Below are 17,878 nucleotides of genomic sequence, written 5' to 3' on the forward strand. Positions count from 1 at the left end.
ACTTTTTTAATTAGCTTCCCTCTGCCACTTTGGCAGCTATTCAAATTAATTTGTTTATGGGATAATCAAATCTGTCAACAAATAATGACATTTACAAGGGAAGTAAAAAATGAATTCAATTCTACGCAAATCAATACTGGTTGCTTTTAGTCCGATTATAGTAGCCTGTTACTCAAATAATTCTGGAAGTAGTGGTGGGGTAGGTACAACTACTGCAAGTAATCTAGTCGTTACTACTAAAAGTGCCGGACAGACAAAAGCAGGTTACTTACCACTAAAAATAGTTAATCATACCAACCTTGGCGGTGTTCCGGTTTATCTCTTCATCAAGGCCACTGCCGGCAATGATCAATGTGTCATGAAGTTTGATCCAAATGGAATCGGAACTTGTGAAGTAACTAATGCGAATACAGTCTTATTTAATTATGAAAAAGTATCATTAAATGATTTGCCCAAAGATAATGCTGGTAATACTTTAATTTATCTGCCCAAAGTTATTTCTGGGCGAATCTATTTTTCTATTGGGCAGCCGCTTGATCTATATTATGATCCAAATAGTCGGTTAGTTATTGATCCCGACGGATTTAATCCACGTGATACCAATTATTACACACTTTATGACAAGGTTGAATTTAGCTATAATGATATTGGTGTATGGGCAAATCCAACCGCAGTAGATTTCTTTTCATTACCGATAAGCATGGAACAGCCATCATCAGTAACGGTACAGAAAGCTGGACTTACTGTTTCAAGAAATACCATTTATAATGATGTAGCTAATGTTTTTGCTACTGAAGATAAAACTCCGACTCATGAATGGAGTAAGCTTGTCTTAAAGTATATTAATTCAACTTCTGGCGCAACGACTGATCTTCGTTTAACTGCCCCGGGTAAGGCTATGGTTACCAATTTGGCTGGAACTGTACCATTTGATAAAGACTATCTTGCCAATTATATTGATAAGATACTTAATTTTTATAAAAATGGTAATACCTTAAAAATTGATTGTAGTGAACTTGGTACAGCTAATGATATTTATACAGGAACAGTCAATGGTAGTAATCAGTTTGTTTTTAAAAATGCAGCTAACAACACGGTTATCGTTGATATGCCAAGTGATTCAACGCCATTTTTTGGTGGCGCTGGTGATACTTTTGATGCCGCTAACAATACGCCAAAAGCTATTATAATTCGGCAATTGACTTCTGCCTTTGAAGTTGGGCTATTGCCAGCTCCAAGTGGTACGATTATTAATCGCAGCTTTTTTGATAATAACCGCAGTAAATTTTTTACTTTCAATTCATTACTTAATCTGCCAGGTGGTCCGTGGTATGATTTATATTCAAAAGCATTACATAGTTATGGTCATGATCAGCCAGTTTATACCTTTGCTTATGATGATGCATTGGGTCAGGATGGTACTTTGCACGAACCAAATGCAGCTAGTCCCGGAGTGCTAACAGTTACATTACATGATATGTCAGGTACTACAATTCCAAATCCGTATGTTGATAATAAAAAATACAATATTACAGTGCATATCCCCGCAACTTCTACAGTTACTTACAATAATGCTGTACTTCATAATAACCAGATCCTAACCAACGTAAGTATGCCACTTCATCTTAACCTAAATGGTCAGGATGCTAAAATCTATCTTGATCCATTAATTGTCAAGCCAAATAGCCCTATGCTTTCAGGGGTAGTGTTTAATCATACTTCTACTAGTGATTATTCAATTGATTTTCCTGCTCCATCTGCGGGTGGGATTCATATTGTTCCATTGTCCGATGATGTGGTAATACCTGTTCCTACTCCAGTACCAAGTCCAACCCCGACTCCAACTGTATCGCCAACACCAACTCCTGTACCAACACCAACACCAGCTCCTGCTCCGGTTTCTGGTGAATATGGTGTGACTCCACGGATTGGTAATGGTAGTGTTGTTACAACTTTATCTGGTCAGCCACTTGGCAGTTACACGACATTCTATACTAATTCACCACTTACTGTATTGGTAAATGGCACAACAACGGTTATTGATTTGTTAAGTAAAAATGTGGTGGGGGTAAATGGCGTAGTAGTTTCATCAATATCTCAGCCGGGTAATACTTTATTTATTGATTTCCCTGCGCCAGGAACCGGGGTGACACCTAGTGTACCTACACCAACTCCAACTTTTGCGCCACCAGCTCCAGCTCCAACACCAGTGCCTTCTCCTGCTCCGACCCCTGCAATAGGTTCTTATAGTGTATTTCCAAGAATTGGTACCAACAGCGTTGTGAAAAAGGCCAATGGGGAGATAGTTGCGGATAGAATATCTTTCTTAGTTTCATCTCCAGTATTTACAGTTTATATAAATGGTGTCGCAACTACTATTGATTTAATTCATAAATCAATTAGCGGAGTAAATGGGATAGTAGTTTCAAATATTACTGGATCAGGAAATAATGTAGAAATTGATTTTCCTGCGCCCGGTACAGGTTTAACACCTAATCAGCCAACCCCAGTACCAACGATAGCACCAACCCCGACTCCAACGCCTTCTGGAGATGTTTATAATGTTATCCCGAGAATTGGTGCTGGAAGTGTGGTAACGACAGGTAATCATATTCCTTTGACGAATTTAACAGCCTATGGTACAGCTTCCCCAATGACGGTATTGATTAACGGGATTCCTGCGGTGATCAATCTTGCTACTAGACAGGTATTTGGAGTTACTGGAGTAGTTGTTTCCGGAGTTAGTGGAGCAAATAATCAGGTTTATATTGACTTTCCAGCTCCCGGTGGTGCAGTTGCCATTTCTGGTCAGTTACCCTAGTTAAGTCTTACTTTCCCTTGGATAACTAATGCCTTGTCAAACTCAGGGCATTAGTTATCATCTTGCTTATGGGTAATTTAGATACTAATAGACTATTGGTAGATAATTAAACCTACTTATATCATTTGTTATTGATCGGATAGTCGAGTTCCTGCCAGCCTCTAAAGCCACCATCCATAGAATAAACATTGGTATAGCCCATTTTTTGTAAATTATAAGCGGCAAGTGCTGAGCGAAAGCCGCCACCGCAGTATAAGACGATTTCCTGATTTTTGTCATTAATCTGTGTTGCAATATCACGTTCAAGAATTCCGCGTCCAATGTGAATGGCATTGGGCAAAGATGCTTTGTTCCACTCGTGATCTTCACGAACGTCAATAAAGGTAAATTGTTCATTGCGGTCAAATTTTTCCTTTACCTGTGTAACCGTTAATTCTTTGATTAGCGGTCGGATTTCATCTACAAGAGATGCGAATGCTGGATCATGCTGCATGAGTTTATTCTCCTGAAATTAAATTAAATTGTTTTAGTTTAGCTATCATTTGCTGCATCGCCTGTCCACGATGGCTTATGCGATTTTTTTCTGAAGTGCCTAACTCTGCGGCAGTTTTTCCTAGTTCTGGAATCAGGAATATTGGGTCATAGCCATACCCAAATTGTCCGCGAGCTTCCCTCGATATTTCGCCACAAAATATACCCTCTGCAATTATTGGTTGTGGGTCATCATAGGATCTAACAAAAACCAAGCTACAATAAAAGTAGGCGGCTCGGTTATCAATGTTTTTCATCTCATCAAGGAGTTTATTTAAATTATTTACATCGGATTTTGGTGTGCCTGCATAACGTGCCGAATAAATTCCTGGCTTACCACCAAACGCAGTTACGCAAATTCCTGAATCATCGGCAAGGGCTGGTAGTCCTGTGATTCGTGCGCAATGTCTTGCTTTATGCAATGAGTTCTCAATGAATGTGATATGTGGCTCATCAGCTTCTGGGACTTTTAATGCCTGTTGTGGAACAATTTCAATACCATAAGTGGCAAAAATTGTATTGAGTTCTTCAAGCTTACCTTTGTTATTCGATGCAACTACTATTTGTTTCATATGTGTTTATTGGTCTAAAATTGTGATTTTTATTAATTTCGCTGTCGTAACAATCTGTTTTTGGTGTAAAATACTAATTTTATATTTACACAAACTAGCTCGCGCTATTGTAGCATGTTTAGGTTTTAGTGGTAACAAATTGGAATTAGAATGAAATTTAATAAAATTACAGATTTAAATCTGGCGGGTAAGGTGGTTTTTATCCGCACCGATATGAATGTTCCATTAGATGATAATGGGATAATTACAGATGATACGAGAATAAAAGCTGGGGTTAATACCATTAAATATGCACTTGAAAATGGTGCAAAAGTTATTGTTGCTACACACTTAGGGCGTCCAGCAGAAGGAAATATCAGAGCTGAAGATTCGGTAGCTCCAGTTGCGGTCAGATTAGGGAAACTTCTTGATTGTGAAATTCCAGTTGTGGATAACTGGCAACAAGGAGTCACTTTCCCCGCGACTAACAAAATCATTATGTTAGAAAACGTCCGTTGTAATGTTGGTGAAAAGAAAAATAACGAAGAGTTAGGCAAAAAGTATGCTGCACTGTGTGATGTTTTTTGTTATGATGCTTTTGCAACGGCGCATCGTGCAGAGGCTTCGACTAATTCAGTTGGCTTATATGCCAAAGAAATTTGCGCTGGTTTATTGATGGCAAAAGAGCTTGAAGCTTTATCTAAAGCAGTTTCTTCGCCACAAAAGCCAGTCGTTGCAGTTGTAGCTGGCTCTAAAGTTTCTACCAAGCTAACTATTCTTGATAACCTTGCGGATAAAGTGGATACCCTTATCGTTGGTGGCGGTATTTTAAATACATTCCTGATGGCAAATGGTAAGGATGTTGCCGGATCTTTGGTGGAAGTTGATTTAGTTAATGAAGCCAAGCAAGTTATTGATAAAATGAGTGCTCGTGGTGCTTCAGTGCCATTACCTTATGATGTGGTGGTGGCGGAGAAATTTGCGCCAGATGCCAAGGCGGTAGAGAAGCATCTAGATGATATAAAATCAGGCGAGATGATACTTGATATTGGTAGTAGCTTTGCTAATCAATTGGCTGAGATTATAGCCGAGGCTGGAACAATTATCTGGAATGGTCCAGTTGGTGTTTTTGAGTTTGATCAATTCGCGAATGGTACCAAAATCGTAGCGAATGCGATTGCCGATAGTAAAGGGTTTAGCCTTGCTGGTGGAGGTGATACCATCGCGGCAATCAACAAATTTAATTTATTTGATAAAATCAGCTATGTATCAACGGCTGGTGGTGCGCTACTTGAGTTTTTAGAAGGTAAGGAATTACCTGCGGTTAAACTTTTAACTTCAAGATAAGCTATGGTGAAATAAGTATTATTAATAATTTTAAAAAAGCAATTTTTGTATAAAGAGAGTAGTATGGCGGTTTTTTCGGTAAAACAGATTTTAGCTGGTGTGGCTAAAGTTGGTGATAGTGTAACAGTTCGTGGATGGGTTCGGAATCGTCGGGATTCAAAAGCTGGACTTTCATTTGTTACGGTTAGTGATGGTTCATGTTTTGATGCTATTCAGGTAATTGCTGAAAATAAGCTTACTAATTATAATTCAGAAATTGTAAATTTGACTAAAGATTGTGCAGTAATTGCAACTGGTAAATTAGTCGAGTCACAAGGTGGCGGACAGAGTGTGGAAATTATTGCGGATAGTATTGAGGTTACTGGTTTTGTTGAAAATCCAGATACTTACCCCGTGTCACCGAAACGTCATACGGTAGAATACTTACGTGAGCATGCTCATCTACGTATCAGAACCAATCTGATTTCTTCGGTTATGCGGATAAGAAATACGGCTTCAGTTGCTATTCACGATTACTTACAGGCAAATGGCTTCTATTGGGTACATACGCCTTTGATCACAGCTTCGGATTGTGAAGGAGCTGGTGAATTATTTAAGGTAACGACGCTTGATTTTGATAAATTGCCGCGTGATGATAAAGGCAAAGTTGACTATAAACAGGATTTTTTTGGCAAAGAATCATTCTTGACCGTATCCGGACAGTTAAATGTTGAAACTTACTGTATGGGTTTATCTAAAGTATATACTTTTGGACCAACATTCCGTGCTGAAAACTCAAATACTACGCGCCATTTGGCTGAATTTTGGATGGTTGAACCAGAAATGGCATTTGCTGATCTAAATGATAATATGGCAGTGGCACAAGGCATGCTAAAACATGTTTTCAAGGCTGTGCTTGATAAAAATGGCGACGATATGGCATTTTTTGCACAGTTTATCGATAAGAGTGTAGCCACGCGGCTAGAAAAAATGGTAAATGATGATTTTGAAGTCGTAACTTATACCGATGCGATTGCTAGATTGGAAAAATCTGGACGCAAATTTGAAAATCCTTTATATTGGGGCGTTGATCTGGCATCCGAGCACGAACGGTTCTTATGTGAAGAATTAGTTGGTAAACCGACAATTGTAACTAATTATCCAAAAGAAATCAAGGCATTTTATATGCGTCAAAATGAAGATGGTAAAACCGTAGCGGCTATGGATATCCTAGCGCCAGGTGTTGGTGAAATAGTTGGAGGAGCTGCTCGGGAAGAGCGCTATGATGTCTTAGTTGGCAAGATGCAGGCTTTAGGCATGGATCCTGCCTCGCTTGATTGGTATCTTGATTTACGCCGTTTTGGTACTGCGCCACATGCTGGTTTTGGTCTTGGCTTGGAGCGAGCAGTTAGTTATATTACTGGAGTTCAGAATGTACGGGATATTATTCCGTTCCCACGTACTCCGAAAAATGTTGCATTCTAATAAAGGGTTAGATTTAGATGAAAAAACAGATTATCGCAGTTTCAATACTAGTTGGTGCTATTTATGGCTGTTCGCAAACCCCTAATAGTATAAGTCTTAGTGCAGCACAAGGGCAATGTGTTACGGGCACAAACCCTGGTTATGAGTCAACAGCTACCACTTATTCAGCCGCGTTTCCTATGAATGCAAATTTGCCTTCAACCTCTCCGTATTGTATCGCTCTTACATTGACTAATAATAATAGCGGGCAGAATGCCAATAACATTCAGGTTAATGGTTACGGCTTTACCATGAGCTATATTAGTGCTTATAGTCCAAGTGGCAATACAACTTATACTGCTAGTATGATTGATTTTAATGCGGCAGGAGTTAGTTCAAGTTCTTTTAGTAATACCTATCAACAAATCAGTAACATTGCTTTATTTGATCCTAACAATTGCGTAACTACTTTAGGTCCAAATGTAAGAACGCTTTATACCAATGGAAATAGCTGTACCTTTTATGTTCAGATTGTAAATGAGTCAATGCCTGTTGGTGTTTATCCATTAAATTTTTCGGTTAATTATACCAACGGTAATGCGAATTACTCGGTTGGGACGACAATTAACGAACGCTCTAACTTATATGTTGGTGGTAGTTTCCCGCAAAATGTGGTGTTGACTAATGCACAAAATACGTCCCCAACAATTAATACTTTTGTTTCTGCTAACTCACCGGAAAGTTATTCGGTTAAATCCATGACCCGCGATGCATTTGGTAATGTATATACGGGTGATATTTTTGGAAATGTTTATAAATATACTGGAGAATCAATTTCTTCTTGGTATCAGATTCCAAATGGAACAGGTAGTTTGCCAGGTGGTGCATCTATTCTTGCAATGACTGCAGATACACTAGGAAATGTGTATTTAATTACAGCATTGGGACAGGTTTATCAATTACAATATACTAGTTTCTCATTAGAGGTAAATTATATGGGGACAACAAGTATAAATTCGACATATCCGACATCAATGCAGGTAGTAAGTAACCAATTATATATATCAAATAATAATAATGTTTATAACTGTAGTTTGACTACAATATCTTCAACTTCTTGTAATCCAACTGTTTATATTACTGGACCGGATACGGTTATTAATCAGTTGGTTTCTAGTGTCAATACTTTTAATATTGCAGGGGCGACTGGAGTTTGGGCATATAATGGTGGGGACTGGGTACCGATTCCTAATTCGGGAGCAACTGGTTTACCTGGCTTGCCTGTTAATTCGATTGCCTATTTTAACAATGTTAATTTTACTGGAAGTCCTTTCTGGTACGCTGGGATTAGCCAGATTGAAAGTAATCAGCCTTCAGTTTATATAGAAAGTGGTAATGCTGCTTTTATCCCATTACTTAGCCCAAGTGGACAAAATATCGTTTCAGGGACGGTTAGTAATGTTATAGTCGATAATGCACAGGGAGTGTTTGTTGGTGGTACCTCATTACAAAGTAATGATTATCCAGGTCAAACGGCACCAGTTGCGTACTTGATTTCTCCAACCATCAGTACTGCATCTAGTGAGTGGACACCCATTACTGGTATTAGTGGTACGATTAATGCAATGCAAACAGCATCGCAGTTAACTCCATATTAGGATCTTGTTATGAAAAAAGGTTTACTGTTTGCTATGGTGCTAATGCTGGTAGCATGTGGGGTTGAAAATAATATTAATTTCTCTACCACGCAGGGGAATTGTGCTGATGGTTCTACCAATGCCTCCTATTGTATGGCAGTTACCATTCAGAATAACAATGGTGGTCAAAATTATATTAATAGTACTAACTACCCAATAACTAATCTTAGCTTGAATGTTTCGGGAGCTAGTAACGTAGGTTATCCAAGTGCACAGGGCTCAAGCTATGATCCAAATAACTGTTTGGGTAGTACAATTAACCCTGGTAGTAGCTGTACTTTTTATTTATGGCTAACTGGTGAGTCTTTCGGAGTTGGAACTCATACTCCGATAACCGTCAATGCTAATTATACAGTTAATAATACTCTACCTTGGGTAACTAGTGGGAATAGTGCTACTTCGAGTTTGACAGTTTATGAAACTCCAGGTTTGCAGATTTCCTCGACAGGTAGTAGTCCTGCTTATAATGGCTATGTCCAGACATACAATAATAATGGGTTTAATACTCCTTTTAAAGCTGAGTCTGAGAGTATTGCAAATGCTGTAGCTAATGATAATTACTATGGCTTTCTTTATCTTGCCGGGAATAGTGGAATTTACTTCTCCGGAAATTCAAATTACGCCGGAAATGCAACTGGTGGTTCTTCTTCAATTAAGGGAGCAACTAATCTTATAATTAGTGGGCAAACAATTTATGGTAATCCGAATGGATCACTTTCCAATTCAGTATATACTGCAAGTATGCAAAAAGAGTCATTTAGCTGGACGCAATATGCTACGGGGTTAACTAATCCTACTACAAATATCAGTGCAATAACGGGTACTCGATTATTTTTTGCCAATGCTAATAATGCTTATGTATGTACGCAAAATGCTACCGGAAATAACTGTTCTCAGGAGGGTGTTGGAATCAATGGTGGGAATATTACCGCTCTTGGATATACAACGCTAAGTGCTTCTAGTGGCACAGTTTATACCGGTATTATTGCTGGTAATGCTGGGGGGCTATGGGCAGAGTCTGGAGTTATTGGGAGTCCGGTTAATTCATGGGTGTCTGTAACAACGGGTAATGGGGCAGCAATAGCTAATGTAATCAAAATAGTCTCAGATATTAATAATAATCTCTATATTGCTACCGCTACAGGTAATTTTTATCTGTTTCCAGCAAATGGTAATGTAGGCGCACAAACTAGTTCATTGACTTCTTTTCCATGGACGGTACAAAACCCAGTGGCAATGGTTGTTGATAATAACGGTGGTGTAATATATATTGCAAATTCATCAGGTGTCATTTATTCCTGCCCAAATAGTACTACTGGGGCAGGTAGCTGTACATCAATTGGGCAAAGTGCTTATACTAGCGGCATTTTGGGGCTTAATATTATAACCCAATTAACCTCAGGTTAGAAGAAAGTAATATGAGTTATAACTTCCAGCAAGCAAGGTTTTATACTACAGTAAATGATCTACGTAGTTTACCTCAGACAAATTATGAAATAGCTATTGTAGGTCGATCAAATGCTGGTAAGTCTAGTTTGTTAAATACGCTAACTAATCAGACTAGACTAGCATATACATCAAAAACACCCGGTCGGACGCAGCATATCAATTACTTTGAAGTTGCCCCTGCTACTTTCTTGGTTGATTTGCCCGGCTATGGTTATGCTAAAGTACCTGAGGCGATTCGTCAACACTGGGTCGGGTTACTTGGTAATTATCTTAAAGAGCGCAAAGAAATTTGCGGATTAGTCTTGATAATGGACTCCAGGCATCCGTTAAAAGATCTTGACTGGCAAATGATCGAGTTTTTCTCAGTAACAAAAAAGCCGTTACATATAGTATTGTCTAAATCAGATAAACTTACCAATCAGGAAAAAATTCAAGTTTTAAATCAGGTTAAAAAAGAGCTAATTGAATTTGGTATAAATGATCTGAGCCTTCAGCTATTTTCTGCACCAAAGCGGCAGGGGATAGAGGAGCTGGCAACAAAACTAAATCATTGGTTAGTGCCCAATGACTAAGATTATATCTAGACTCTCATTAGTGGTTCTAGCATGTCTAACTGCTTCGTGTGCTAATAATCCGTTGCGTTCTTATAAGTCAGAGACAGATCGGACAATCACTGCACTAGATCAAAATGGATTAGATTTGGCAAGCCAGTCTCTTAATGATAATGATGATGTTCTTTATCATCTTGAATATGGCAGCTTATTGCGGATGGGGATAAAATACCCACAAAGTGAAAGTAATTTCATTGCCGCCAATGCTTATGTTGATGCATGGGCAGCGAGCTATCATAATGGTACTTGGGGTAATATTGCCGATACATTTCAGGCAACGCTTGTAAATGATAACGTGCTTGACTATCAGATCAAAGATTATGAAAAAGTAATGCTGCTAACTTATCGCGCATTAAATGCTCTTAATCAGGGTGATTGGGATGGTGCTCGGATCCAGATTCAACGGATGTATCAGCTTGAGCAGTTAATTCAAAATTATCGTGATGCTCAGTACGCGGAAATGGCGCAAAAGAGTCAGGAGTTGCCGCAGAATATGGTTAGCTATGATCAATTTGCTGCAAATAATGAAGCGAATTATGATTTTGACTCAGTAAGTACGCCTCAGGTATTAGCACTTAAAAATAGTTATCAAAATGCTTTTTCTCACTATCTAGCTGGTTTTGTCTTTGAGGCACTTGGAGAAGATAGTCTTTCCCGCCCTGGCTATTTAAAAGCCCTGCAATTAAATCCTGCCGATACAATGATAAATCAAAGTATTGCTAATCTTGATAAAAATAATAAGCCGGGAAAAAATCAGACTGATTTATTACTGGTTGAAGAAATAGGTCATGCACCGCAGATAAAATCGCATAACCTGAATATCCCATACTTCTATTCTATTAATGGTCGAAACTGTGCTAATAGTATTTCAGTATCTTTTCCGGGCTTAGTGCCAGATCGAGTAAATACTTTTGCTAACACTTACGCTATTGATAATCAGAATCCTCAGCCATACTTATTTACTAATATTAATTTGATGGCAGCGAGATATCTGCACGATGATTTGCCAAATATTTTTATTCGTAATATATTGCGTGCAACTCGTGATTTGGCAGCAGAACAGTCGGCATGTAAAAACGGTAGTACCTTACTTAATATTGCTGCCTTAGGTGCCGGAGTTATCCTTAATCGTGCTGACGAGCGAGCATGGGTAATGTTGCCTAGTCAGATTTATCTTAGCCGTGTACGCGTTCCTAGGGGTAAACATACTATTACTGTGAATACTGCGCTTGGGCAAAAAACTTTACAGGTAAATCTCACTGGGGCGTATCATATTGTCAGCTGGCGAGTAATTGGTAATCAGGTTTATTTTAGTCCTGATGAGTCAATAATTCCAAAATAATGTTAAAGGTTTAAAAATGAAGAAAATTAGTTGTTTAGCTGCTTTTTTATTTCTTTCAGGGTGTGCGACAAATCCGAACTCAATTGATGCTCATTTAGTAAAGGTTGGCGATGTGGATAATCTTGATGTTCAGGATCTGCGCTCTGCCCGTATAAATAATTTTCTTAATATACAGGCAACTGTTATAAATAGTAGTGGTTCAATCCAGCAACTATACTATAGATGCCAATTTTATGATGGAAATAAATTTAAAGTTGGTAATGATACTCAGTGGATACCAGTACGAGTTTATGGTAAAACTACTCAAGATATTAGTTGTACTGCTACCGAGCCTACCGCGATTGATTTTAAACTTGAAGTAAGCTCCACTGGTTCGGCAGCTAAAGTTTATAGCAACTAATGCTACATAATATTCTGAACTTGCTCGCGAATTTGTTCAATCAGGACTTTTAGTTCAACTGCACATTTAGAGGTTGGAATTGATACTGATTTAGCGCCAAAGGTATTGGCTTCACGATTCATCTCTTGACAGATAAAATCCAAGCGTTTACCAATACTGCCGCCTTTAGTTAGCAGATTGCTTAGTTCTGTTGTATGGGCATGCAGTCGATCAATCTCTTCACTTACATCTATTTTTTGGCAAAAGAATGCAAATTCCTGTTGTAATCTGGTGTCGTTTACATCGGATTCTTTGAGGAAATCTCTCAGCCGTTCAGTCAATTTTGCTTTATATTCGAGAGTAGCATTTTCTACAAGTGGTTTTAATGATTTAATGACACTAAAGATTTCGCTAGTTCGCTCTGTTAATAGTTGTGTTATTTTTTTTCCTTCAGATGCTTGTGATTCTCTAAAATCTGCAATTAGTTTATCTAGCTCGCTAAATAATACCAGCTTCATTTCTTCACTAAAACTTGCTTCCTGATTGACAATGCCTGGAAAATTTAAGATATCATGCATGCTTATGCTTATATTTTGCGTGCATAATTTTTGAAGTTCTTCAGATAGTTTCAAATACTCACGTAGTAATGGCTGGTTTAGATTAATTTGTACTGAAGTGCTTTTATTATCTTTTATGTAGATTTTGACATCAATCTTACCGCGGGATACATTTTCAGCAATTAGACTTCTGAAATTAGATTCTAAGTGTTTTATTTCTTCGGATAGTTTTAGTGTTAGGTCAAGAAAGCGGTGGTTTACTGAACGAATCTCTAACTGGATTATTTGAGATTCCAGTTGTAATGTCCGGCTGGCATAGCCTGTCATGCTTAAAATCATGATTGATTGTCTTTCATTAGGGTTTATTCATAATTCCGAGTGTGAGTTTATTTGTTTAAATTTTGCATAAGCTTTTTCTGGTTATTATCAAAATTGCCTGAATTAAGGCTGATAGGTTCTTAACTGAGGTTTTTTAAGTATTAATCAGTAAAATGCTTCTACACTCTAATCGATAAATTATTGATTAATCAGTTTAGTTTATTGTGTTACAATAATGTCCATTATTATATACCAATCAAAGATTAAGTGCGGTAGTAGAAATTATAATTATATTCATCTAGTTAGTTATAATTTTTAATATTGCTTGATTGAAAGAACTTTATGCGTAATGTGCGTAAATTTTTATTATTGTTTGCTACAATCGGTACTGCATCGGCAGGAGAGTTTTATGTTGGGCTGGATGCTGGAGTTGCTTGGCAGAACTTTATTTACAATAATAGTATGGCTGGACAGCAGATTAGTAACTCACAGCTGACGGTGTCGGCAACTTCACCAGGGGCACAGCTTGGAATTGATGCAGGCTATCTTTTTACCAAAAATTGGGGTGTTGAATTAGGTTATCAATATTTCTTTAATTCCAATACCATAACTGGAGCCACAATTAGCTCAAATAACGATAATAGCACATTTAATCTGAATGCGCAGTTACTTGATCTTTTAGCTGTTGGCAGACTACCGATTGAAGATAGTAATTTTTCGGTATATGCGAAACTAGGATTGGCTTTAGCGTATGCGCAAATGGGGCAATACTGTACAACTACTTGTGCTGGAGGGGGAAGTCTTCCTTCTGGAACTGGTGTTGCTGTCGCTATGGGCTTAGGGCTTGAGTATATGATATCTAAACAGTGGGATGTACATTTAGAGGCAATGAATTACGGTGGCTTACTTCCAGTAAGTATGTCATCTAATGGGCAAAATGTTGGTTCATGGTCTGCTACCAGTTTATTGCTGGGTGGAGCGTGGCATTTTAATTAAGGAATATGTATAAATGGTAAAAGTTAGAGTATATTCAAAAGAAACATGCCCTTATTGTGTTATGGCAAAAAATTTGTTGGCGCAAAAGGGTGTGAATAATATTGAAGAGATTCGTATTGATTTACTCCCAGAAGAGCGTGATAAAATGATTGAAATTACTGGTAGAATGACTGTTCCACAGATTTTTATCGGTGAAACCCATGTCGGTGGGTTTGATGATTTAGCTAAGTTAAATCGCAGTGGTGATTTAGATAAAATGCTTGGTAAATAACGTATATAGTAATCATAACAAAATTATTAATTTAAAAAGGAAATATTATGTCAGAACAAAATAATCAACCAATTTTTAGTCTTGATAAGCTTTATGTTAAAGATGTATCACTTGAAGTTCCAAATGCACCTCAGATTTTTTTAAATCGTGAACAGCCAAATATTGAATTAAATATCAGCTTTAATACTGAAAAAGTAGAAGAAGGTGTTTATCAGACAGTTTTACATGCAGTTGTAAATGCGAAAATTGGTGAACAGCAAATGTTCTTAATTGAACTAGACCAAGCTGGAATATTCCAGTTAAAAAATATTCCTGCTGATCAAATGGAATTGATTCAGAATATTGAGTGCCCGAATATGATATTCCCATATCTACGTGAAGCAGTAACTGATTTAACTACACGTGCTGGTTTTATTCCTGTAATTCTTGCGCCAATTAATTTTGCATATTTATATCAGCAAAAACAAGCGCAAATTCAGGCTCAGGCACAATCTACTGCGCCAGAAACAATTGCAATAAATTAATCTTGTAATGCGTATTTCAGTTCTCGGGGCTGGCTCATGGGGGTCAGCTTTGGCCTGTGCCTTTAGTAAAGTAGCACCTGTGCTGTTGTGGTCGCGAGATCAGGCACAGGTGTTTTCAATCCATACTAAGCGAGTTAATCACGGGTATCTTCCAGATGATGTTATCTTTCCAGATAATATTAGTGTTACTTCTGATTTTTCTAGTGCTTGTAATGCTGATCTGATTATTATAGCAACGCCATTAAATGCGGTTCGCGGAGTGCTTGCGGCAATTGCCAATGAAACTAAACAAATTCCGGATCTGATCTTGGTTAGTAAAGGTTTTGAAGCAAATAGCGGCAAACTTTCTCATGAAATTGTTAATGAGGTATTACCGGGGTTTAAACGCTTTGGTTTGTTGTTGGGTCCGTCTTTTGCTAAAGAGGTTGCGCTTCAATTACCAACAGCAATAACCTTGGCAGCATTTGATCTTTCTTTTGCTATTAATTGGATGCAAAAATTAAAGGGTATTCCCAATTTTAGAATTTATGCGCATGATGATATTATTGGTAGTGAAGTTGGTTCGGCAGTCAAGAATGTATTAGCGATTGCTGTTGGTATCTCAGATGGAATGCAATTAGGCTTTAATGCTCGTGCGGCACTTATTACGCGTAGTCTCAATGAACTAGCTGCATTGGTTTTGGCTTTAGGTGGACGCCGTGAGACGATCTATGGTTTGACTGGGATTGGTGATCTTATCCTTACCTGTACTGGAGATTTATCACGTAATCGTCAGGTTGGGCTTGAATTAGCCAAAGGCAAGTCTATAGATGTTATTGTTAATGAATTGGGGCATGTTGCTGAAGGCGTATTAACCGCTAAAGAAATTCATTTAAAGGCATTGAGTCTTGGCATTGATATGCCCATTGTGGCATCAGTTTACCGGATAATTTATGAAAATTCAGATATTAAGTCCGAAGTGGTTAATTTGATAGCTCGGGCACAAAAAACGGAATTTATTTAGTTATATTGAGTATTAGATATGAAAAAATTTTTAATTATGTTAATCGCTGTATCTTCTTATGCCTATGCGGATTCAGCAGCGCTGGATAATTTTTTATCCAATGCTAAAACCATGAAAGCAGACTTTACCCAAACAGTTGTAACTGGTAAAAAAACCAGAACTACACATGGTACAATGGAAATAATGCGCCCAAATAAATTTCGTTGGGAATATACCGAAGATAAACAGTTAATTGTTAGTGATGCGAGTAAGATTTATATTTATGATCAGCCATTGCAGCAGGTAACAGTAAAAGCACTCGGTTCTTCAATTGATAAATCTCCGGCAGCAGTTCTTGCCGGGGCAAATAACATTAAATCACTATATAAAATTACCTCTGTTGCAGATAAGGGTGATGGTTTAAATTGGGTGAAAATTGAGCCCAAAGCTGCCAATGATAATAATGGCTTCCAGACGGTATTAATGGGCTTTGATTCTAAACAGAAACTATCCAGTATGCAATTTATTGATAATTTTGGAAACCAATCTACTTTGAAATTTAGTAATCTACAAACTGGTATTAATATTCCAGCAAATGATTTCAAATTTAAAGCACCAGCAGGTGTTGATGTTGTAGAACAATAAGACGCGTATAGAATGAAACATAAGATAAAACAGATCCATTTTATTGGAATTGGTGGCGTGGGGATGTCTGGTATAGCTGAGGTCCTACATAATCTTGGTTATAGCGTTACTGGCTCCGATGCTATGCAAAGTTATAATACTGATCGCTTGTTGGATATTGGTATCAAAGTTGCAATTGGTCATCGTGCCGAAAATGTTGGGAGTGCCGATGTGGTAGTATCCTCAACTGCGATTGATGAAAGTAACCCAGAAGTTAGCTATGCTCGCGAGAGTAATATTCCAATCGTTCCACGCGCAATGATGTTGGCTGAATTGATGCGTTTCAAATATGGAATTGCTATTGCTGGAACACATGGTAAAACTACCACTACTAGCTTAGCAGCCGAAGTATTAAAAGAATGTGGGCTTGACCCAACATTTATTATTGGTGGCAAGCTTGCAACTACTGGTTCAAATGCAAAGCTTGGTGATGGGGATTATTTGGTTGCAGAAGCAGATGAATCAGATGCATCTTTTCTTTACCTAAGCCCAATGATTTCTATCGTTACTAACATTGATCTTGATCATATGGATACCTATGATCATGATGAGGGTAAATTGAAGCAAACATTTGTTGATTTTCTTCATCGCCTACCATTTTATGGACGGGCAATAGTTTGTGCTGAAGATAAGCGAATACAAGAGATTATTCCGCAAGTGAAACGACCGCTTGTTACTTATGGCTTTGGCGATTATGCTGATTTATACGCTACAGAGATACAGGCGGTTGGTGGAACAATGCATTATCGCGTACATATTAAATGGCTTAATTTAAGTTACCCGATTGTAGTAAATATGCCAGGGGTACATAATGTTCTTAATTCCCTTGCTGTAATTGCGATGGCATTAGACTGTGGTGGCAAGATTGAAGACATTGCACGTGGACTTGCTGGCTTTCATGGCGTTGGACGTCGTTGTCAACATTATCCAGATATTGTTGTTGGTGATAAAGCAGCGATTCTTGTTGATGACTATGGGCATCACCCAGTGGAAGTTAAAGCAACCTTGAGTGCCTTACGTGGTGCATATCCTAAAAAGCGGATGGTGCTGGTTTTTCAGCCGCATCGTTATACTAGGACGCGTGATTTATTTGATGATTTTGTTTCTGTTTTGACTGATGTTGATCAGCTGATTATAACTGAAGTATATGCGGCAGGAGAAAAGCCGTTAGCTTTGGCAGATGGGCGAAGTTTGGTTCGGGCAATTCGCTTACAGGGTAATGAAAATGCAATTTTTGCCGAAGATCTGGATGATGCCGAGACAAAACTTTTTAATGTACTACAAAATGGTGATCTGGTAGTAACCATGGGTGCAGGAAGTGTTGGTAAATTACCAGCTAAACTTGCGGGTACGCATTAATTATTTGAAGATTAAA

General features: G+C 38.1%; 17 protein-coding genes. 14 read left to right on the top strand and 3 right to left on the bottom strand.

Annotation, left to right across the window (positions count from 1 at the left end):
- The first annotated feature begins 109 nt into the window (after window positions 1–109).
- Window positions 110–2,821 carry a beta-1,3-glucanase family protein gene (locus CUN60_RS02490; protein ID WP_102950518.1) on the top strand — a complete coding sequence of 904 codons (2,712 nt, stop codon included), beginning with the start codon at window positions 110–112 and terminating at the stop codon, window positions 2,819–2,821.
- Window positions 2,822–2,942: 121 nt separating this feature from the next.
- On the opposite strand, the gene CUN60_RS02495 is transcribed toward CUN60_RS02490, so the two are convergent.
- Window positions 2,943–3,314 carry a rhodanese-like domain-containing protein gene (locus CUN60_RS02495; protein ID WP_102950519.1) on the bottom strand — a complete coding sequence of 124 codons (372 nt, stop codon included), beginning with the start codon at window positions 3,312–3,314 and terminating at the stop codon, window positions 2,943–2,945.
- 4 nt (window positions 3,315–3,318) lie between these two features.
- Complete coding sequence (rdgB, locus tag CUN60_RS02500; RefSeq protein WP_102950520.1) at window positions 3,319–3,924, bottom strand: RdgB/HAM1 family non-canonical purine NTP pyrophosphatase; 606 nt, start codon at window positions 3,922–3,924, stop codon at window positions 3,319–3,321.
- 150 nt (window positions 3,925–4,074) lie between these two features.
- On the opposite strand from rdgB, the gene CUN60_RS02505 reads away from it, so the two are divergent.
- From CUN60_RS02505 to CUN60_RS02535, 7 genes are all read left to right on the top strand, one after another.
- Complete coding sequence (locus CUN60_RS02505) at window positions 4,075–5,250, top strand: phosphoglycerate kinase (protein WP_102950521.1); 1,176 nt, start codon at window positions 4,075–4,077, stop codon at window positions 5,248–5,250.
- A 63-nt stretch (window positions 5,251–5,313) separates the two neighbouring features.
- A complete protein-coding gene (gene asnS / locus CUN60_RS02510; protein ID WP_102950522.1) occupies window positions 5,314–6,714 on the top strand; it encodes an asparagine--tRNA ligase in 1,401 nt (466 codons plus the stop codon).
- A 17-nt stretch (window positions 6,715–6,731) separates the two neighbouring features.
- A complete protein-coding gene (locus CUN60_RS02515; RefSeq protein ID WP_102950523.1) occupies window positions 6,732–8,351 on the top strand; it encodes a hypothetical protein in 1,620 nt (539 codons plus the stop codon).
- A gap of 9 nt (window positions 8,352–8,360) precedes the next feature.
- Window positions 8,361–9,797: a hypothetical protein gene (locus tag CUN60_RS02520; protein WP_102950524.1), complete on the top strand. Its 1,437-nt coding sequence runs from the start codon at window positions 8,361–8,363 to the stop codon at window positions 9,795–9,797.
- A gap of 11 nt (window positions 9,798–9,808) precedes the next feature.
- Complete coding sequence (gene yihA / locus CUN60_RS02525; protein WP_102950525.1) at window positions 9,809–10,411, top strand: ribosome biogenesis GTP-binding protein YihA/YsxC; 603 nt, start codon at window positions 9,809–9,811, stop codon at window positions 10,409–10,411.
- Window positions 10,404–11,792 (top strand): COG3014 family protein, encoded by a 1,389-nt coding sequence (locus CUN60_RS02530; protein WP_102950526.1) that lies wholly within the window; start codon window positions 10,404–10,406, stop codon window positions 11,790–11,792. The genes yihA and CUN60_RS02530 overlap by 8 nt, the downstream gene beginning before the upstream one ends.
- 16 nt (window positions 11,793–11,808) lie before the next feature.
- Window positions 11,809–12,192: a DUF1425 domain-containing protein gene (locus CUN60_RS02535; RefSeq protein ID WP_102950527.1), complete on the top strand. Its 384-nt coding sequence runs from the start codon at window positions 11,809–11,811 to the stop codon at window positions 12,190–12,192.
- Between the two features lie 2 nt (window positions 12,193–12,194).
- On the opposite strand, the gene CUN60_RS02540 is transcribed toward CUN60_RS02535, so the two are convergent.
- On the bottom strand, window positions 12,195–13,067 hold the full coding sequence (locus CUN60_RS02540; protein WP_102950528.1) for a YicC/YloC family endoribonuclease: 873 nt from the start codon (window positions 13,065–13,067) through the stop codon (window positions 12,195–12,197).
- 321 nt (window positions 13,068–13,388) lie between these two features.
- Between CUN60_RS02540 and CUN60_RS02545 the strand changes: the two genes are divergently transcribed.
- The 6 genes from CUN60_RS02545 to murC are packed head-to-tail and all read left to right on the top strand — an operon-like array spanning window position 13,389 to window position 17,862.
- Entirely contained in the window at window positions 13,389–14,042 is a 654-nt protein-coding gene (locus tag CUN60_RS02545; protein ID WP_102950529.1) for an outer membrane protein, read from the top strand.
- A gap of 13 nt (window positions 14,043–14,055) precedes the next feature.
- Window positions 14,056–14,313, top strand: coding sequence for a glutaredoxin 3 (grxC, locus tag CUN60_RS02550; RefSeq protein WP_102950530.1), 258 nt, complete (start codon window positions 14,056–14,058; stop codon window positions 14,311–14,313).
- 47 nt (window positions 14,314–14,360) lie between these two features.
- Complete coding sequence (gene secB / locus CUN60_RS02555) at window positions 14,361–14,837, top strand: protein-export chaperone SecB (protein WP_102950531.1); 477 nt, start codon at window positions 14,361–14,363, stop codon at window positions 14,835–14,837.
- A gap of 7 nt (window positions 14,838–14,844) precedes the next feature.
- Window positions 14,845–15,840, top strand: coding sequence for an NAD(P)H-dependent glycerol-3-phosphate dehydrogenase (locus tag CUN60_RS02560; RefSeq protein WP_102950532.1), 996 nt, complete (start codon window positions 14,845–14,847; stop codon window positions 15,838–15,840).
- An 18-nt stretch (window positions 15,841–15,858) separates the two neighbouring features.
- Window positions 15,859–16,464, top strand: coding sequence for an outer membrane lipoprotein periplasmic chaperone LolA (gene lolA, locus CUN60_RS02565; RefSeq protein ID WP_102950533.1), 606 nt, complete (start codon window positions 15,859–15,861; stop codon window positions 16,462–16,464).
- 12 nt (window positions 16,465–16,476) lie between these two features.
- Window positions 16,477–17,862, top strand: a complete 1,386-nt coding sequence (gene murC, locus CUN60_RS02570; RefSeq protein ID WP_102950534.1) for a UDP-N-acetylmuramate--L-alanine ligase — start codon at window positions 16,477–16,479, stop codon at window positions 17,860–17,862.
- Window positions 17,863–17,878: the final 16 nt, after the last annotated feature.

The sequence above is a fragment of the Aquella oligotrophica genome, from assembly GCF_002892535.1.
Lineage (GTDB): Bacteria > Pseudomonadota > Gammaproteobacteria > Burkholderiales > UBA11063 > Aquella > Aquella oligotrophica.

Bases quoted from the DNA above. Each gene is read 5' to 3' on its own strand.
- CUN60_RS02490 (WP_102950518.1), top strand. From the start codon at position 110: ATGAATTCAATTCTACGCAAATCAATACTGGTTGCTTTTAGTCCGATT.
- CUN60_RS02495 (WP_102950519.1), bottom strand. From the start codon at position 3,314: ATGCAGCATGATCCAGCATTCGCATCTCTTGTAGATGAAATCCGACCG.
- rdgB (WP_102950520.1), bottom strand. From the start codon at position 3,924: ATGAAACAAATAGTAGTTGCATCGAATAACAAAGGTAAGCTTGAAGAA.
- CUN60_RS02505 (WP_102950521.1), top strand. From the start codon at position 4,075: ATGAAATTTAATAAAATTACAGATTTAAATCTGGCGGGTAAGGTGGTT.
- asnS (WP_102950522.1), top strand. From the start codon at position 5,314: ATGGCGGTTTTTTCGGTAAAACAGATTTTAGCTGGTGTGGCTAAAGTT.
- CUN60_RS02515 (WP_102950523.1), top strand. From the start codon at position 6,732: ATGAAAAAACAGATTATCGCAGTTTCAATACTAGTTGGTGCTATTTAT.
- CUN60_RS02520 (WP_102950524.1), top strand. From the start codon at position 8,361: ATGAAAAAAGGTTTACTGTTTGCTATGGTGCTAATGCTGGTAGCATGT.
- yihA (WP_102950525.1), top strand. From the start codon at position 9,809: ATGAGTTATAACTTCCAGCAAGCAAGGTTTTATACTACAGTAAATGAT.
- CUN60_RS02530 (WP_102950526.1), top strand. From the start codon at position 10,404: ATGACTAAGATTATATCTAGACTCTCATTAGTGGTTCTAGCATGTCTA.
- CUN60_RS02535 (WP_102950527.1), top strand. From the start codon at position 11,809: ATGAAGAAAATTAGTTGTTTAGCTGCTTTTTTATTTCTTTCAGGGTGT.
- CUN60_RS02540 (WP_102950528.1), bottom strand. From the start codon at position 13,067: ATGATTTTAAGCATGACAGGCTATGCCAGCCGGACATTACAACTGGAA.
- CUN60_RS02545 (WP_102950529.1), top strand. From the start codon at position 13,389: ATGCGTAATGTGCGTAAATTTTTATTATTGTTTGCTACAATCGGTACT.
- grxC (WP_102950530.1), top strand. From the start codon at position 14,056: ATGGTAAAAGTTAGAGTATATTCAAAAGAAACATGCCCTTATTGTGTT.
- secB (WP_102950531.1), top strand. From the start codon at position 14,361: ATGTCAGAACAAAATAATCAACCAATTTTTAGTCTTGATAAGCTTTAT.
- CUN60_RS02560 (WP_102950532.1), top strand. From the start codon at position 14,845: ATGCGTATTTCAGTTCTCGGGGCTGGCTCATGGGGGTCAGCTTTGGCC.
- lolA (WP_102950533.1), top strand. From the start codon at position 15,859: ATGAAAAAATTTTTAATTATGTTAATCGCTGTATCTTCTTATGCCTAT.
- murC (WP_102950534.1), top strand. From the start codon at position 16,477: ATGAAACATAAGATAAAACAGATCCATTTTATTGGAATTGGTGGCGTG.